Source organism: Microbacterium sp. K36, assembly GCF_004794355.1.
Classification (GTDB): Bacteria; Actinomycetota; Actinomycetes; order Actinomycetales; family Microbacteriaceae; genus Microbacterium; species Microbacterium paraoxydans_D.
In genome coordinates, this window is record NZ_SSDN01000068.1 from 92,583 (window position 1) to 109,390 (window position 16,808).

At 72.1% G+C, this 16,808-nt stretch carries 17 protein-coding genes; 6 read left to right on the forward strand and 11 right to left on the reverse strand.

Annotated elements, in window-relative coordinates; genetic code table 11:
• Window positions 1-23: 23 nt before the first annotated feature.
• The 4 genes from DW296_RS07430 (at window position 24) to DW296_RS07445 (ending at window position 3,827) form a co-directional block, all read left to right on the forward strand.
• On the forward strand, window positions 24-422 hold the full coding sequence (locus DW296_RS07430) for a cytidine deaminase (protein ID WP_136051707.1): 399 nt from the start codon (window positions 24-26) through the stop codon (window positions 420-422).
• Window positions 419-1,732: a thymidine phosphorylase gene (locus DW296_RS07435; protein WP_136051708.1), complete on the forward strand. Its 1,314-nt coding sequence runs from the start codon at window positions 419-421 to the stop codon at window positions 1,730-1,732. Before DW296_RS07430 ends, DW296_RS07435 begins: the two co-directional genes overlap by 4 nt.
• Window positions 1,733-1,780: 48 nt before the next feature.
• Window positions 1,781-2,896 carry an adenosine deaminase gene (locus DW296_RS07440; RefSeq protein ID WP_136051709.1) on the forward strand — a complete coding sequence of 372 codons (1,116 nt, stop codon included), beginning with the start codon at window positions 1,781-1,783 and terminating at the stop codon, window positions 2,894-2,896.
• Between the two features lie 61 nt (window positions 2,897-2,957).
• Entirely contained in the window at window positions 2,958-3,827 is an 870-nt protein-coding gene (locus DW296_RS07445; protein WP_136051710.1) for a carbohydrate kinase family protein, read from the forward strand.
• Here DW296_RS07445 and DW296_RS07450 read toward each other — a convergent pair.
• From DW296_RS07450 to DW296_RS07480, 7 genes are read right to left on the reverse strand one after another with little or no spacing between them, the layout of a single operon-like run.
• Complete coding sequence (locus DW296_RS07450; RefSeq protein ID WP_240743029.1) at window positions 3,824-4,570, reverse strand: alpha/beta hydrolase; 747 nt, start codon at window positions 4,568-4,570, stop codon at window positions 3,824-3,826. The genes DW296_RS07445 and DW296_RS07450 overlap by 4 nt on opposite strands.
• Window positions 4,571-4,607: 37 nt before the next feature.
• Window positions 4,608-5,762 (reverse strand): mannitol-1-phosphate 5-dehydrogenase, encoded by a 1,155-nt coding sequence (locus tag DW296_RS07455; RefSeq protein WP_136051712.1) that lies wholly within the window; start codon window positions 5,760-5,762, stop codon window positions 4,608-4,610.
• Entirely contained in the window at window positions 5,759-6,193 is a 435-nt protein-coding gene (locus DW296_RS07460; RefSeq protein ID WP_025105671.1) for a PTS sugar transporter subunit IIA, read from the reverse strand. Before DW296_RS07460 ends, DW296_RS07455 begins: the two co-directional genes overlap by 4 nt.
• Complete coding sequence (locus DW296_RS07465; protein ID WP_136051713.1) at window positions 6,190-7,824, reverse strand: PTS mannitol transporter subunit IICB; 1,635 nt, start codon at window positions 7,822-7,824, stop codon at window positions 6,190-6,192. The genes DW296_RS07460 and DW296_RS07465 overlap by 4 nt, the downstream gene beginning before the upstream one ends.
• Window positions 7,821-9,506 (reverse strand): phosphoenolpyruvate--protein phosphotransferase, encoded by a 1,686-nt coding sequence (gene ptsP / locus DW296_RS07470; RefSeq protein ID WP_136051714.1) that lies wholly within the window; start codon window positions 9,504-9,506, stop codon window positions 7,821-7,823. The genes DW296_RS07465 and ptsP overlap by 4 nt, the downstream gene beginning before the upstream one ends.
• Window positions 9,503-9,784: an HPr family phosphocarrier protein gene (locus tag DW296_RS07475; RefSeq protein WP_071329668.1), complete on the reverse strand. Its 282-nt coding sequence runs from the start codon at window positions 9,782-9,784 to the stop codon at window positions 9,503-9,505. The genes ptsP and DW296_RS07475 overlap by 4 nt, the downstream gene beginning before the upstream one ends.
• A complete protein-coding gene (locus DW296_RS07480; RefSeq protein ID WP_136051715.1) occupies window positions 9,781-10,098 on the reverse strand; it encodes a PTS sugar transporter subunit IIB in 318 nt (105 codons plus the stop codon). The genes DW296_RS07475 and DW296_RS07480 overlap by 4 nt, the downstream gene beginning before the upstream one ends.
• A gap of 163 nt (window positions 10,099-10,261) precedes the next feature.
• Here DW296_RS07480 and DW296_RS07485 point away from each other — a divergent pair, with 163 nt between their 5' ends.
• The gene (locus DW296_RS07485; protein WP_136051716.1) at window positions 10,262-12,184 is read left to right on the forward strand and encodes a BglG family transcription antiterminator; all 1,923 of its coding nucleotides are present in this window, start codon (window positions 10,262-10,264) and stop codon (window positions 12,182-12,184) included.
• Window positions 12,185-12,187: 3 nt separating this feature from the next.
• Here the strand turns inward: DW296_RS07485 and DW296_RS07490 are convergent, their stop codons facing one another.
• The 3 genes from DW296_RS07490 to DW296_RS07500 are packed head-to-tail and all read right to left on the reverse strand — an operon-like array spanning window position 12,188 to window position 14,954.
• Window positions 12,188-12,451 carry an HPr family phosphocarrier protein gene (locus DW296_RS07490; RefSeq protein WP_136051717.1) on the reverse strand — a complete coding sequence of 88 codons (264 nt, stop codon included), beginning with the start codon at window positions 12,449-12,451 and terminating at the stop codon, window positions 12,188-12,190.
• A gap of 2 nt (window positions 12,452-12,453) precedes the next feature.
• On the reverse strand, window positions 12,454-14,124 hold the full coding sequence (locus DW296_RS07495; RefSeq protein WP_136051718.1) for a phospho-sugar mutase: 1,671 nt from the start codon (window positions 14,122-14,124) through the stop codon (window positions 12,454-12,456).
• Window positions 14,121-14,954 carry a purine-nucleoside phosphorylase gene (locus tag DW296_RS07500; RefSeq protein WP_136051719.1) on the reverse strand — a complete coding sequence of 278 codons (834 nt, stop codon included), beginning with the start codon at window positions 14,952-14,954 and terminating at the stop codon, window positions 14,121-14,123. The genes DW296_RS07495 and DW296_RS07500 overlap by 4 nt, the downstream gene beginning before the upstream one ends.
• 48 nt (window positions 14,955-15,002) lie before the next feature.
• Between DW296_RS07500 and DW296_RS07505 the strand changes: the two genes are divergently transcribed.
• Window positions 15,003-16,451, forward strand: a complete 1,449-nt coding sequence (locus DW296_RS07505) for an NAD(P)H-quinone dehydrogenase (protein WP_060923621.1) — start codon at window positions 15,003-15,005, stop codon at window positions 16,449-16,451.
• 82 nt (window positions 16,452-16,533) lie between these two features.
• Here DW296_RS07505 and DW296_RS07510 read toward each other — a convergent pair.
• The coding region (locus tag DW296_RS07510; RefSeq protein WP_136051720.1) for a biotin/lipoyl-containing protein at window positions 16,534-16,808 on the reverse strand (275 nt) is incomplete at its 5' end.

A 16,808-nucleotide genomic window follows, 5' to 3' on the forward strand; every position in this document is an offset into this window, starting at 1 on the left:
GCAGGGAAGAAGGAACCACCACCATGACGGACATCGACTGGGACGAGCTGCGCCAGGTCGCCGCGGATGCCATGACCAAGGCGTACGCGCCGTACTCGCGCTATCGCGTGGGGGCGGCGGCTCTCGTCAGCGACGGGCGGATCGTCGCCGGCTGCAACGTCGAGAACGCCTCCTACGGCGTCACGCTGTGCGCGGAGTGCGCGCTCGTGGGAGACCTGTTCATGTCCGGCGGCGGCCAGCTCGTCGCCTTCGTGTGCGTGAACAACGACGGCGAGACGATCATGCCCTGCGGCCGGTGCCGGCAGCTGCTGTTCGAGCACGCCGTACCCGGCATGCTGCTGGAGACCGTCTCCGGCATCCGCACGATCGACGAGGTGCTGCCCGATGCGTTCGGGCCGCGCGACCTGGAGGAAGCACGATGACCGCTGGACAGGCTCAGGGAGCCATCGAGCCGTTCGACGCGGTCGATGTGATCCGTGCCAAGCGCGACGGGGGCGTCGTGCCCGAGCCGGCCCTGCGCTGGATGGTCGACGCCTACACGCGCGGCTACGTGTCCGACGCGCAGATGGCGTCCTTCGCGATGGCGATCTTCCAGCGCGGCATGGAGCGCGACGAGATCCGCGTGCTCACCGACGCGATGATCGCGTCCGGTGAGCGCATGAGCTTCGCGACCCTCGGCAAGAAGACCGTGGACAAGCACTCCACCGGCGGCGTCGGTGACAAGATCACCCTGCCGCTGGCCCCGCTGGTGGCCTCGTTCGGCGTGGCGGTCCCGCAGCTCAGCGGCCGCGGCCTCGGCCACACCGGCGGCACGCTCGACAAGCTGGAGTCGATCCCCGGCTGGCGCGCCGCGCTCAGCAACGAGGAGATGTTCGCGCAGATGCAGGGCGACGTCGGGGCCGTGATCTGCGCCGCCGGCTCTGGTCTCGCTCCTGCCGACAAGAAGCTCTACGCGCTCCGCGACGTGACCGGCACCGTGGAGGCCATCCCGCTGATCGCCTCCAGCATCATGTCGAAGAAGATCGCCGAGGGGACCGACGCCCTCGTCCTGGATGTGAAGTTCGGCTCCGGCGCCTTCATGCAGGACATCGACCGTGCCCGCGAGCTCGCCCGCACGATGGTCGCGCTCGGCACCGACTCCGGCGTCGCGACGACGGCACTTCTGACCGACATGAACGTCCCTCTGGGCCGCGCGATCGGCAATGCGAACGAGGTCCGCGAGTCGGTCGAGATCCTCGCCGGTGGAGGACCCGCCGACGTGCGGGAGCTGACCGTCGCGCTTGCCAGGGAGATGCTCGCGCTGGCCGGCCAGCCCGATGCGGACGTGGAGGCGGCGCTGGACGACGGCCGCGCCATGGACTCCTGGAAGGCGATGATCCGCGCCCAGGACGGCGACCCCGATGCGGCCCTCCCTGTCGCGCGGGAGACGCACGTCGTCACGGCGCCCGCGGACGGCATCGTCACCCGGATGGACGCGCTCCCCTTCGGAATCGCCGCCTGGCGTCTCGGCGCCGGCCGTGCGCGGGCCGAAGACCCGGTGATCTTCGAGGCAGGCATCGACCTGCACGCGAAGCCCGGTGACCGGGTGGTCGCGGGGCAGCCGCTGTTCACCCTGTCGGCGGCGGACGAAGCGCGCTTCCCCCGAGCCATCGAGGCCCTCGAAGGGGCCTGGGAGCTCGGCGACGACGCGCCGACCGTGGGGCCGATCGTCCGCGAGCGCATCACGGCGTGAGGCCCGGGCGCTAGCCTGGACGAACACCCCGCGACCGAGAGGATCCCCATGTCGATCGATGCGAGCGGCGACGTCGCCATCCAGGGCGTCTCCTTGCGGAGCCTGCCGAAGGTGTCGCTGCACGACCACCTGGACGGCGCCGTGCGTCCGGCCACGATCATCGAGCTCGCCGACGCGATCGGTCTCGACCTCCCCGCCTCCGACCCGGCGGCGCTCGGCTCCTGGTTCGCGAAGAAGAGCGACTCCGGATCGCTGGGGGAGTACCTGAAGACCTTCGAGCTCACCACCGCCGTCATGCAGACCCGCGAGGGGCTGACCCGTGTCGCGCGCGAGTTCGTCCAGGACCTTGCGGCCGACGGGGTCATCTACGGCGAGGTGCGCTGGGCGCCGGAGCAGCACCAGGGCGGTGGTCTCTCCCTGGAGGACGCCGTCGAGGCCGTGCAGCAGGGGATCGAGGAGGGCGAGGACGCAGCGGACCGGGACGGCCGCAGCATCCGCGTCGGACAGCTCCTCACCGCCATGCGACACACGGACCGCGCTCGGGAGATCGCCGAACTCGCAGTGGACTTCCGCGGACGCGGCGCCGTGGGCTTCGACATCGCCGGTCCCGAGGACGGCTTCCCGCCGTCAGACCACCGCGAGGCTTTCGACTACCTTGCCGAGAACTTCTTCCCGGTGACCGTGCATGCGGGGGAGGCGGCGGGTCTCGCCTCGATCCGCTCGGCCCTGCTGGACGGGCGCGCGCTCCGCCTCGGACACGGCGTCCGGATCGCCGAGGACCTCGAGGTCGTCACGCAGGAGGGCGACGAGGTGCAGGTGCGCTTCGGCGACCTCGCGCGCTGGGTGCGCGACCGGGAGATCCCGCTGGAGCTCTCCCCGTCGTCGAACCTGCAGACCGGCGCCGTCGCCGCCTGGGGCAAGACGCTCGCCGATCACCCGTTCGACCTGCTCTACCAGCTCGGCTTCGCGGTGACGGTGAACGTGGACAACCGCACCATGAGCGCGACCTCGCTCACGCGCGAGCTGGCCCTGCTCGTGCAGACCTTCGAGTACGACCTCGACGACCTCGAGGCCTTCCAGTTCAACGCCGCCGCAGCAGCCTTCCTCCCCGTCGAGGAGAGGGAAGAGCTCGTCGAGATGATCGCCGAGGGCTTCGACGCCTGAGCCCGGGTCGACACGACCGGTCCGCGCGGCGGATCGGGAGGCGGCACGCGAGGATGGACGCATGCCCGCTTCCGTCTTCCTCGCCGGTCCCGCCTCCTGGAACCGTATGGTCCTCCTCGACCGTCTCCCCGAGCCCGTGCCGCACATGCAGTTCGCGCAGGCGAGCTGGGAGACCGTCGGCGGCACGAGTGCGGGCAAGGCGCTGAGCCTGACGGCGCTCGGCCGATCCGTGGTGCTGCATGCCGTCGCCGGGGCGGACGAGGAGGGGCTCCGGGTCCGTGCGGCACTGGAGGCCGCCGGGGTGGTCGCCCAGTGGACGGACGGAACCACGGAGCGGCACCTCAACCTGATGACTCCGCAGGGTGACCGGGTGTCGCTGTACCTCTCCACTCCGGCGGAGACGACAGGCACGGACGACGCCGCGCACGCCGCCGAGATGGCCGCGGCCGATGCCGTCGTGCTCGATCTGGCCGCAGAGCCGCGGCGGCTGCTCCCGCTCGCGGCGGCCAGCGGCACGCCGCTCTGGGTCGACGTGCACGACTACGACGGCGTCGACGGGTATCACCGGCCCTTCCTGGCGGCGGCCGCGGCCGTCTTCTGCAACGCGGATCGGCTGGCCGACCCGGTGGAGTTCCTGCGCGCCGTCGTCGCGGAGGGAGCGGAGTTCGCCGTGTGCACGCTCGGAGCGGAGGGCGCGGTCGCGGTGGGGGCGGACGGGGCCGAGCTGCGGGTGCCCGCGCTGCCGACCACCGTCGTCGACACCAACGGCGCGGGTGACGCGTTCCTGGCCGGAGTCCTCGACGCGCGGCTGGCCGGTGCGGACCTGGCATCGGCGCTCTCGGCGGGTACGCGCTCGGCCGCCGGCGTGCTGACCACGCGGCACCTGCATCCGCTGCTCGACCCGATCCTCGGGGATCCGCGGGCGGCCTAGGGCGCGACCTGCTCCAGGAAGCCGCCGACGACCTCGGTGATCTCGGCGTGCATCTCGTCGTCGTCGATGGTTGGGGTGCCGTCACCGGACTGGGGCCCGTAGTCGCCGAAGGAGGCATGGGAGGCGCCGTCGATCTCGACGAACTCGGCGTCCGCGGGGAGCTCGGACCGGGCATCCGCGATCTTCTCGGGTGTGGAGAGGCCGTCCTCACTGCCGGAGACGCTGAGCACGGGGAGGTCGGTGCCTGCGAGGTCGGTCGCGCAGTAGGAGGCGAAGAGGACGAGCGCATCGGCGTCCGTCGCGAGCTGGCAGGCGCGCACCCCGCCGAGCGAGTGGCCGCCCACGGCCCAGGTCTCCACGTCGGGCGCGGCGCTCGTGAACGAGCCGAGGCCGCGTGGGTCGAAGAAGGCGAGGTTGAGCCAGGGCCGCGTGATCACGACCGTGGTGCCCTCCTCCGCGAGTCCCTGCAGGATCGACGCGTAGGCCCAGGGGTCGACCTTCGCCCCCGGGATGAAGACGAGTCCGCGGTCGGACGCGCCGTCCGCGGGCTCCAGGACGATCCCCTCCTCGGCATCGGTCACCGTGATCGCCGGATTCTCCCGGACGGCGGCGAGCGGTTCGGGCTCCGCGGCCATGACACCGACCTGGCTCCACACGAGGATCCCGCCGACGGCGAGGAGGAGGGCGATCGCCACACTCCACAGGACTCGTCTCAGGACGCGGCGTCGGGGCTTCTGCTGCACAGCAGCAACGCTACTCCCGCCCGGACGCCGCGTCCTCTCAGCCGGCGAGCGCCGCCTGACGGAGCGCCACGGCGTCGCGGACGGCGGGGAAGAGCGGGTGTTCCGGATCGAGGCCCGTGGTGCGGACGGTGAATCCGCCGGCATCCTCGGTGCGCAGCAGCGACTGCAGCTCGACCGCCTGCTCGTCGGCGGGGTCGTCGAACTCCAGCGCGGCGGCGACGGCCGCCACGAGCGCGTCCGTCGACAGCCCGTGCTCGGCGGCCATCGCCGCGGGACCGATGAAGCGCTCGTGCCGGGAGATCTTCCGCAGCGGCTGACGTCCGACGCGCTGCACGGTGTCCACGAGCGCGGGATTGCGGAACCGCTCGAGGATGGTCGCGCGGTACTGCGCCAGGTCCGCGGGGTCGAGACCGTGTTCGACGACCAGCACCGCGGAGGTCTCCTCCAGCGCGGCGGAGACCTGCGTGGCGATCGCCTCGTCCGCGAGGGCGTCCGAGATCCGCTCGATGCCCGCCCGTGCACCGAAGTACGCGGTGGCGGCATGACCGGTGTTCACCGTGAAGAGCTTGCGCTCGATGTACGGTGCGAGGTCGTCGACGAAATGGGCGCCGGGAATGCGGGGCGGGGTGTCACCGAACGGCCGGGCCTCGATCGCCCACTCGAAGTACGGCTCCACCGTAACGTCGATGCCGCCGCCCTCCGGCTGCGCGGGCACGATCCGGTCGACGGCGGTGTTCGCGAACACCGCACGCGCGAGGAGGGCGTCGGCGTCCGGCCCCGCCGCGGCGACGATCTCCTGCCGCAGCTGATCGGTGGCGCCGATGGCGTTCTCGCAGGCCATCACCTGCAGCGGCGCGGCCTCGGGGGAGCGCAGCGCGAGCCCGGCGACGATCGACGGGGCGACGAACCGCAGCACGGTGGGGCCGACGGCGGTCGTGACGACGTCGGCCGTCGCCACCTCCTCCGCCACCACGGCGGGGTCCGTGCGGCTGTTCACCGCACGGAACCCGGAGACGACGTGGTCGGTCCCTCCGGGGCCGGCTTCGTGCACGGTGTACGAGTCCGCCCTGTCGATCGCCTCCACGAGCGCGTCGGCGACGTCGCTGAACACGACCTCGTAGCCGCCCTCGTGCAGGAGCAGGCCGACGAAACCACGCCCGATGTTGCCCGCCCCGAAGTGGACCGCCTTCATCCCTCGTTCACCTCCGAGAGGAGAGCGAACAGCTCGTCCGGCGTCGCCGCCGCTTCCAGCCGGGCGACGTCGTCCTCCTCCGAGAAGAGGATCGCGATGCGGGACAGGATGTCGAGGTGCTCGTCGCCGACCCCGGCGATGCCGATCACGAACCGCGCCTGCTCGCCGTCCCAGTCGACGCCGCCGTCGTAGCGGACGACGGAGAGGGCCGAGGCGAGGATGGCGTCCTTCGCCTCGTTCGTGCCGTGCGGGATGGCCAGCCCGTTGCCCATGTATGTCGACACGGTCTCCTCGCGCTGGCGCATCGCGTCGACGTACGCCGGGGTCACCGCACCGGCGGCGACGAGGATGTCCGTTGCCTCCTGGAGTGCGTCGTCCCGCGACGCGCCTCCCGGGTGGATGCGGACCTGCTCGGCAGTGAGAACGCTCATTCTTCGTCCTTTCGCTGTTCCTTGACCATCTCGACGACCTCGTCGTACTTCGGCGAGTTCATGAAGTTGTCCACCGACACGTGCAGGGAGTCCGGCGACTTCGCCGTGGCCCGGTCGGTGAGCTGCTGCTGCGTGATGACCACGTCGGCGGCGCCGTCGAGGTTGGCGATGGCGGCGTTCGTGACGGTGACGCCCTCGATGCCGGCCTTCTTCAGCTTGTTGCGGAGCACGCTGGCACCCATGGCGGACGAGCCCATGCCGGCATCGCACGCGAACACGATGGTCTCGATGGGGGCCGCCGCGACCGCGGTGGTGGCGGGAGCCGGCGTGGTCTCCGGAGCCGTCGTCGCGGTCGAGGTACGCAGGGCGTCCATCGCCGCGGACGACTTGCCCTTGTTCGCCTCGGTCTGCGCGATGGCCGCGCCGAACGTGTCGCCCTCGGCAGCGAGGTCGCGCTTGCGCGAGGCCCGCAGGATGACGCCGGTGATGAGGAACGTCACGGTCGCTGCGATGATGACCGACAGGTAGACGACGAGGAGGTTGGCGACGCCCGGGCCGATGGCCGCGGCGGTCACGGCGATGATGCTCCCCGGGGCCGCCGGGAAGGCGAGTCCGCCGCCGAGGACCATGTTCGTGGTCACACCGGCCGCTCCACCCGCGATGAGCGCGAGGATCGTGGTCGGCTTGCTGAGCGCGTACGGGAAGTAGATCTCGTGGATGCCGCCGAAGAACTGGATGATGGCGGCACCGGGAGCGGAGGCCTTCGCCGCGCCAACCCCGAAGAAGGTGAAGGCGAGCAGCAGACCGAGGCCGGGGCCGGGGTTCGCCTCGATGAGGAAGAGGATCGACTTGCCCGTCTCGGCGGCCTGCTCGATCCCCAGCGGGGTGAACACGCCGTGGTTGATGGCGTTGTTGAGGAACAGCACCTTGGCCGGCTCGACGATGATCGACACGAGCGGCAGCAGGTTGAGCGACACGAGCCAGTCCACGGCGGCGCCCAGCGCGGCGCTGATGCCGAGCATGACCGGGCCGAAGGCGAAGAACCCGACGATGGCGAGGATCATGCCGAGGATGCCGGCGGAGAAGTTGTTGACGAGCATCTCGAAGCCGGGGCGGATCTTGCCGTCCCACAGCTTGTCGACCTGCTTCATGATCCAGGCGGCGATCGGGCCCATGATCATGGCGCCGAGGAACATCGGGATGTTCGTCCCGACGATCACGCCGACGGTCGCGATCGTGGCGACCACGCCACCGCGCTCGCCGTAGACCATGCGACCCGCCGTGTTCGCGATCAGGAGGGGCAGCAGGTAGGTGACCATCGGGCCGACCAGGCCCACGTAGGCCAGGATGTTGCCGTCCGCGCCCTCGGCGACCGCGGTCATCGCGCCCTGCCAGCCGAGGACGGCGGAGTCGCCGCCGCCGCCGATGATCTCGGCGACGCCGGCCCAGTGCCAGCCGAACGGGCTCTCGGCCCCGAAGAAGCCCTTCGGGATGAAGAGCATCGTGATGAAGCCCCAGGCGATGAAGGCCGCGATGTTCGGCATGATCATGCCGGAGAGGAACGTGCCGAAACGCTGCACGCCCACGCGGAGGCCACCGGGGGCGGTGGCGGCGGGTGACGTCGTCGTCATGATGTGGTCTCTTTCTGATGAGGGGGGAGTGCCGCGGCGAGGGTCGCCGCAGCGGTGCGGGCGGAGGGGGCGTCGTCCGCGCCGAGCGCGGCTTCCGCGAGGCGGAGGGCATCGTCGCGAGTCCGGGCGGCGAGCGCCTGGCGGACGTCCGCGAGGGCCGACGGCGCCATGGAGAGGCTCGTTGCACCGAGCCCCACGAGGACGACGGCGAGCAGCGGGTCGGCCGCGGCCTCGCCGCAGATGCCGACCGGCTTGCCGAGACGGGCGCCGGCCGCGCCGACCTCGCGCACCAGGCGCAGCACCGCGGGGTGCCAGGGGTCCTGGAACGACGCGACGGAGCCGAGCAACCGGTCCGCGGCCATCGTGTACTGGGTGAGGTCGTTGGTGCCGATCGACGCGAAGTCGGCGTGCGCGAGCACTCGGTCGGCGAGCAGGGCGCTGGAGGGCACCTCGACCATGACGCCGGCCGTCTTCAGCCCGTACTCGCGGGCGAGGCCGGTGAAGTACACGGTCTCCTCGACGGTGGCCACCATGGGCGCCATGACCCACAGGTCGGCGTCGGTCGCGGCGTCGGCCTCGGCCAGCGCGGTCAGCTGCTCGCGGAGGATGTCCTCGCTCGCGCGGAGTGCCCGCAGGCCGCGCAATCCCAGGGCCGGGTTCTCCTCGTGTGCGTCGTTGAGGAAGGCCAGCGGCTTGTCGGCACCCGCGTCGAGCATCCGCACGACGACCTTCTTGCCGGGGAAGGCCTCCAGCAGCTCGCGGTAGGCGTCCCGCTGCTGGGCGACCGTCGGCGCCTGCGACGCGGAGAGGAACAGGAACTCCGTCCGGAACAGGCCGACGCCCTCGGCCCCCCGAGCGACCGCGTCGGCGGCGTCGGCCGGCTTCCCCAGGTTCGCGAGCAGCGCGACCGGTGTGCCGTCGGCGAGCGCGCCGGGGGTGAGCGGGGCGTCGTCGGCGACCAGCCGGGCGGCGGCGCGCTCGGCGGCGCGGGTGCGCTCGTCGTCGGTCGGCTCGCGGGTGATCACGCCCGCGGCCGCGTCGACGATGACGGTCTCCCCGGTCGTCAGGGCGTGCCCGTCGCCGACGCCGACCACGGCCACGATGCCCTTCTCCCTGGCGAGGATCGCCGTGTGGGAGGTCGGGCCGCCGTCGATGGTGACGAGGGCGAGCACCTGGTCGAGGTTCAGCAGCGCGGTGTCGGCGGGCGCGAGGTCGCGCGCCACGAGGACGAACGGGTGCCCCGGGTCGGGCACGCCGGGGGCCTCCACGCCGCGCAGCCGGGCGAGCACCCGCTGCGCGATGTCGTCGAGATCGGCGGCGCGCTCGCCGAGGTAGCCGCCGACGGCTTCGAGCGTGGCCCGGAAGCCGGCGAAGGCGTCGTGGACGGCCCACTCCGCGGTGGCGCCGGCGTCGATCCTGCTGTCGACCTCGTCCTGCAGGGTGGGGTCCTCGGCGATCATCGCCTGCGCCTCGAGCACCTCCTGCGCCGCGCCACCGGCGGCCTCGCCGCGCTGGGTCAGCTCCTGCGCCACGACGGCGACGGCCTCGCGGACCCGCACGCGCTCGGCATCCGCCCCCGCGGTACTCGGCGTATTCTCGGGCGCGGGCAGCGCCTCGGTCATGCGGACGACCGGTCCCTGCGCGACGCCGAGACCGATCCCCACCCCTCGCAGCGCGCTCATCCGGCGGCGTCCTGGTCGTGGTCGGTGGTCAGCAGCTCGGTGAGCGTGTCCAGGACCCCCTCCGCGCCGTCGCCCTCGGCCGTGAGCGTCACGTAGTCGCCGTGCTCGATGGCCAGGGCGATCACCCCGAGGATGCTCGCGGCGTTGACCGGCTTGCCGGAATCCTTGGCGATCGTGACCGCGAGGCCGGAGTCCTTCGCGGCCTGCGCGAAGATCTTGGCGGGCCGGGCGTGCAGTCCGTGCGAAGAGCCGATGCGGACGGTGCGGGTGGCGGTCATGGTGTTCCTTTCGGGGCCCCGCCGGCGGCGGCGAGGGTCGACTGGGCGAGGAGAAGCGTGCGGCCGCCGTCGCGATCGGCGAACACGTCGTCGGGCAGGACCGCGACGGGCGCGCTGGTCAGGTCGCGGATGGCGCCGAGGCGCTCACGGAGGTGCGGACCCACGAGGACGAGGTCGTGTCCGCCGACGGGGACGGTGCTCTCGACACCGGCGTCTGCGTCCCAGTCCAGTCCCGCCGCCGCGGCGGCGGTGCGCAGGCGCTGGGCGACGAACGTGCTCGACGCGCCGGCGCCGCAGACCACGAGAATCCTCATCGATGTCACCTTCCTGAGAACAGTCTGGGAAACCCGGCCGCGGTGGCACCAACACGTTCTCTTCCGCCCCTGCGGAACCCTCCTCGCCGCGCCCCCGTCGCCGGAGGCTGTCATCATGGAGAGCAGTCGGACAGTGCCGTCAGCACGGGAACTCGGAGGGATCATGTCGCGCCAGCGTCAGGACCAGCTCCTCGCCGCCCTGCTGCGCGAGGAGGGCTGGGCGACCGCGGGCACGCTGGCCGACCTCCTCGGCGTGACGCCCCGCAGCATCCGTTCCTACGTCGCGGCCCTGAACGCCCGCACGCCCGGCGCCGCGGTCGTCGAGTCCGGCCCGGCAGGCTATCGGGCGGGCCCCGGTGCCCGCGGTGCGCTCCGGGTGCGGCAGGGCGGCGACTCCGCGCCCCGCGAACGGCTGCATGCCCTGGTCCGGCTGCTGCTGGACGAGGAGGAGGGGATCGACGTCTTCGACACCGCGGACGCCCTGCATGTGAGCGAGGCGACCCTGGAGGCGGACCTCGTGCGCGTCCGCGGTCTCCTCGACGGCACAGACCTCACGCTCGAACGGGCCCGCGAGCGGGTGCGGCTCCGCGGAGACGAGGCCGCCCAGCGCCGGCTGCTCAGCCGCCTCGCCCACGACGAGATGGACGACGCCTCGTTCCACCCCGAGATCTTCCGGCGGGCCCTCTCCGGCACGGCGGTGGATGCGCGGGCGGTGGGCCCCTTCAAGTCCGCCCTGGTGGGAGAGCTCGGCGAGCTCGGCTACTACGTCAACGAGCTCGCGATCGCCGACGTCCTGCTGCACATCGCGATCGCCGCCGAGCGGGTGGCCGCCGGGCGCGCCCTCGACGCGCCACCGGTCGGAGCCCGACCGGAGATCCCGCGGGTGGGCGCGGTGATCGCCCGCCTCGCGGCCGAGCACTTCGCCGTGGTCCTGGGCGAGGGAGACAGCGGTCATCTCGCCTCCCTGGTCCTCACCCGGATCGTCGCCCCGGGCGGCGAGGCGGCGCAGGAACTCGCCCGCAGCGGCGTCGCGCCGGACGTGGAGGCGGCGGTCCGGGCGGAGATCGCGCGGGCGGCGGAGGACTACCGCGTCGACCTCGTCGACGAGACCTTCGTGCTCCGCCTCGCGCTGCACGTGCAGAACCTCCTGCGCCGCGCCGAGGAGAGCGCCCTCACCCGGAATCCGCTGACCCGCTCGCTGAAGACGACGTACCCGATGATCTTCGAGGTCGCGGTGTCGATCGCGAGCGGTCTGCACGACCGGCTCGGCACGCCCATCCACGACGACGAGATCGCCTACATCGCCATGCACGTCGGGGGCCGGCTGGAACGGAGCCGCAAGGCGGAGTCCATCCTCACCGCGACCATCGTCTGCCCCGGCTACTACGAGCTCCACGAACTCCTGCGCTCGAGCGTGGACCGTTCGCTGGGGTCCGCGATCGAGGTCACCAGCGTCGTCACGAACGTCGACCCGGACTGGGCGTCGTTCGACACCGACCTCGTGCTGAGCACGATCGAGCCCGGCGCCTCCGGCGACCGCTTCGTGCGCATCCAGCCGTTCCTCACGGACGCGGACGTCGACCGCATCCAGCAGGCCGCAGGGCGCCTGCGCCGGGGGCGGCGGCTGGCCCGGCTCCGAGAGGAGCTCGCGCGCTACTTCCACCCCGACGCCTTCGTGCATCCTCTGCCGGACGAAGGGGAGGAGGCCATCATCCGGCGGCTCGGCGCGCCGCTCGTGCGGGCCGGCCTGATCGGCGACGACTACGTGGAGAACACGATCGTCCGGGAGCGCATGTCCTCCACGGCGTTCACCGACGCGCTGGCCGTGCCGCACGCGCTGCAGATGACCGCGGCTCGCACGGCGATCGCGCTCGGCGTCGCGGAGGGGTCGGCGGCCTGGGGCGAGGGACGCGTGCAGGTCGTCGCGCTGGCCGCCTTCAGCGAGAGCGACCGCGCCGCCTTCCAGACCGTCTTCGAACAGCTCGTGGAGGTGTTCAGCGAGCGCGAGAGCGTGCAGCGGATCGTCCGGCGCAGCGCGACGTTCGAGGGCTTCCTCGACGAGCTGGTCGCCGTGATCGACGGCTGAGGCTCAGGCGTCGGGGGCCAGCACCAGGGCGAGCTGGGTGAGCACGCGCTCGGAGGCCGGGCCTGCCGGCGTCTCCAGGGTCACGGCGTCGCCGGGCGCGAGGGCGAGGTCCATCACCGCGAGGACGCTGCGCAGATCCACGGTCGTGCCGTCCGCGGTGCGCAGCGTGACGGGGAGCTCGTGCGCCTGCGCGAGGCGCACGAGCTCCGCGACCGGTCGCGCGTGCACGCCATTGTGGGCGCTGACGACGACGTGGCGGACGGGCATGGTCAGGAGCGCTCGTCCAGGAGGACCCGGACGCCCGCCTCGAGCTCGGCGACGGCCGCTGCGGCCGCCTCGGCGGAATCACCCGTGGCGTCGATGTAGACCTTGAGCTTCGGCTCCGTGCCGCTCGGTCGGACGATCACCCGCGAGCCGTCCGAGAGCCGGTACCGCAGCACGTCGCCGGAGGGCTGCCCCGGAGCACTCTGCAGCAGATCCTCGGCGGACGCGATCGAACGCCCCGCGATCTGCGTGGGCGGAAGCGAGCGCAGCGACAGCATCACCGTGCCGATGAGCGACAGATCCGCCACCCGCACCGACACCTGGGCGCTCGAGAAGTGGCCGTACGTCTCGCCGACCTCGCGGATGAGGTCGGCGAGGGTGAGCCCGCGTTCCTGCGCCTCGGCGGCCAGGCCGAGCACGGCGACCGCGGCGGAGATGCCGTCCTTGTCGCGCACGGTCTCGGGATTGACGAGGTAGCCCAGGGCCTCCTCGAATCCGAAGACGATGCCGGGAGCCCGGGAGATCCACTTGAAGCCGGTGAGCGTCTCGTGGAAGTCCAGCCCGTGGTGGGCGGCGATGGCGCCGAGTCCGGGGGAGGAGACGAGCGAGCAGGCGAGCGAGGCGCCGGGGGTTCCCGCCGCCTGCCGCGCGGCACGCGCGCCGAGCAGCAGACCGACCTCGTTGCCCGTGAGACGCCGCCAGCCGTCCGCGGCGGTCTCGTCCGGGATGGCCACGGCGAGGCGGTCGGCGTCCGGGTCGTTCGCGAGGATGAAGTCGGCCTTCGACCTCCTGGCCGTGGCGAACGCGAGATCCATGGCCCCCGGCTCCTCCGGGTTCGGGAAGGAGACCGTGCGGAACGTCGCGTCCGGATGCAGCTGCTCGTCGACCACGATCGGTCGCGGGTAGCCGGCGGCATCGAGGATGCGGGCGACCGTCTCCCAGCCGACGCCGTGCATCGCGGTATAGACCCAGCGCAGGCGGCGGGCCCCCGCGGGCGCCGGGGCGACCGCGGCGGTGGCGGCGACGTAGGCCTGGACGAGGTCCTCGCCCGCGGTCTCGTAGGCGGTGGAGCGTGGCAGGGCCCGGACGTCCCCGCTGTCCGCGATCCGCTGGATGTGGGCGGCGATCTCGGCGTCGGCGGGAGCGACGATCTGCGAGCCGGCATCCACGCCGCCGAGGTACACCTTGTAGCCGTTGTCGTCCGGCGGGTTGTGGCTCGCGGTCACCATCACGCCGGCATCGGCGCCGAGGTGCCGCACGGCGAAGGCCAGCACGGGCGTCGGCAGCAGGCGGGGGAGCAGGATCGCGCGCAGGCCGGCCCCGGCGAACAGCTCCGCGGAGTCCTGGGCGAACACCCGGGAGTTCCGGCGTCCGTCGTAGCCGATCACGACCGTCGGCGTCGCCCCCGCGGCCCGCTCGCGCAGGTACGCCGCGAAGCCCGCGGCGGCCTGGGAGACGAGCACCCGGTTCATCCGGTTGCTTCCCGCCCCGAGCGCGCCGCGGAGCCCGGCCGTGCCGAACGCGAGACGACTGCCGAAGCGGTCGTCGAGCTCCGCCGCGGCGGCCTCGTCCCCGGAGGCGGCGCGGGTGACGATGCCGGCGAGCTCGTCGCGGGTCTGCGGGTCGGGGTCCTGGCGCAGCCAGGCGCGGGCCTGGGCGAGCCGCTCCTCGCTCACAGGGCCTCGACCACCCGGGCCAGCAGGGCGGAGATCACCGGCTCCGCCTCGCGACCGGCTTCGATGACCTCGGCGTGGCTGAGCGGCGTCTGCTGGATGCCGGCGGCGAGGTTCGTGATGAGCGAGAACCCGAGGATCTCCATGCCGGCCTCGCGCGCGGCGATCGCCTCGAGCGCGGTGGACATGCCGACGATGTGGCCGCCGATGTGCTTCGCCATCTGCACCTCGGCCGGGGTCTCGTAGTGCGGGCCGCGGAACTGCGTGTAGACGCCCTCGTCGAGCGTGGGGTCGACCGTCCGGGCGATGTCGCGCAGGCGCTTCGCGTACAGGTCGGTGAGGTCGATGAACGTCGCGCCCTCCAGGGGGGAGTCGGCGGTGAGGTTGATGTGGTCGCTGATCAGCACGGGCTGCCCGGGCTTCCACGTCTCGCGGATGCCACCCGCGCCGTTGGTGAGGACCATGATCTTCGCGCCGGCAGCTGCGGCGGTGCGGACGCTGTGCACGACCCGGCGCACGCCGTGGTTCTCGTAGTAGTGCGTGCGGGCGCCGATGACGAGGACGTTCTTCCCGCCCGGGGTCCGGATGCTGCGCAGGGTGCCGACGTGGCCCTCCAGGGCGGGCTTCGAGAATCCGGTGACCTCGGTCGCGGGGATGGTCGCGACGGTCTCGCCGATGAGGTCGGCCGCCTTGCCCCAGCCGCTGCCGAGCGTGAGGGCGATGTCGTGCTTCTCGACGCCGGTCAGCCGCGCGATGTCGGCGGCGGCTTCGGCTGCGACCTCGAACGGGTTCGCAGTGGGGTCGTCGAGGGGGTTGCTGTGGGTTTCAGGCATGGATCCACTCTAGGAAGTGGCAGGCTCCGGTGCCAGGATTGCGGAAGAATGGAGAGCATGTCTTCCACCACTTTCGAGCGCACTCAGCGCGTCGCCGTCCTCGGCGGCGGACCCGGCGGTTACGAGGCGGCCCTGGCGGCCGCCCAGCTCGGAGCGGAGGTCACCCTCGTCGAGCGCGTCGGTGTCGGCGGCTCGGCCGTGCTCACCGATGTGGTGCCGTCGAAGAGCCTCATCGCGACGGCGGACGCCGCTGTCGCCATCTCCGAGGCCAGCGACCTGGGCGTGAACTTCTACGCCAAGGGCGAGAACGGCAAGCCGCTCAAGCCGGAGATCGCCATCAACCTCGCCGCCGTGAACAAGCGCCTCGTCGCGCTGGCCGGTCAGCAGTCCGAGGACATGCGCACCACCCTCCTCGACGCCGGCGTGCGGATCCTCTCCGGTCACGGCCGTCTGGAGGGTCCGAACGCCATCGTCGTCTCCACGGGTGAGCGGGGCACGGACTTCGACCGCGTCGAGGCCGACACCATCGTCGTCGCGGTCGGCGCCTCGCCGCGCGAGCTCGACTCCGCCAAGCCCGACGGCAAGCGCATCCTCACGTGGACGCAGCTCTACGACATGAAGGCGCTGCCCGAGCACCTCATCGTCGTCGGATCCGGCGTGACCGGCGCGGAGTTCGCCTCCGCCTACATGAACCTCGGCGCGAAGGTCACGCTCGTCTCCAGCCGGGAGCAGGTCCTCCCCGGCGAGGACCAGGATGCGGCCCGCGTGCTGGAGAAGGTGTTCAAGCGGGGCGGCATGCAGGTGCTGTCGAAGTCGCGGGCCGAGAAGGTCGAGGTCGTCGGGGACGGCGTCACCGTGACCCTGTCGGACGGCCGCACCGTCGAGGGCAGCCACTGCCTCATGGCGGTCGGCTCCATCCCGAACACCGCGGGCATCGGCCTGGAGGAGGCCGGCGTCGAGCTCGACGACTCCGGTCACGTCCGGGTGAATCGCGTCGCGCGCACCTCGGTGCCGAACGTGTACGCGGTGGGCGACTGCACGAACTTCTTCCCGCTGGCCTCGGTGGCCTCGATGCAGGGACGGACCGCGGTGTTCCACGCGCTGGGCGACATCGTCATCCCGCTCGAGCTCATCAAGATCACCTCCAACATCTTCACGGCGCCGGAGATCGCGACCGTCGGCTACGGCGTCAAGGACGTGGAGGACGGCCTCGCCGACGGCATGGTCTACAAGCTCCCGCTGGCCGCCAACCCGCGCGCGAAGATGATGGGCATCAAGGACGGCTTCGTCAAGCTCATCGCCCGCAAGGGCTCCGGCACCGTCATCGGCGGCGTGATCGTGGCGCCGAAGGCCTCCGAGCTCATCTACCCGATCGCGATCGCGGTCGAGCGGCGCCTCACCGTCGACCAGGTCTCCCGCGTGTTCGCCGCGTACCCCTCGCTCTCCAGCAGTATCACCGACGCGAGCCGCGCGATGCACCTCGTGAACATCTCCTGAGCCGAGACCCCCCGCAATCGCCGAGACCCCGGGCTGCAGACATCTGCAGCCCGGGGTCTCGGCGTGAAAGCGGGGTCTCGGGTCAGGAGATCGTGAGGAGCTGGTGGCCGGCGGAGACCGTGGTGCCCGCGGCGGCGTCGATGTTACCCACCACGCCGTCCTTGTGCGCCTGCAGCGGCTGCTCCATCTTCATCGCCTCGAGGACGACGATGAGGTCGCCCTTGACGACCTGCTGCCCCTCCTCGACGGCGACCTTGACGACCGTGGCCTGCATCGGCGACTTCACGGCGTCGCCGGAGGCCCCGGCGTTGGCGACCGTGGCGTGGCTGCGGCGCGACGGCGGGACGGCGGCCGGGC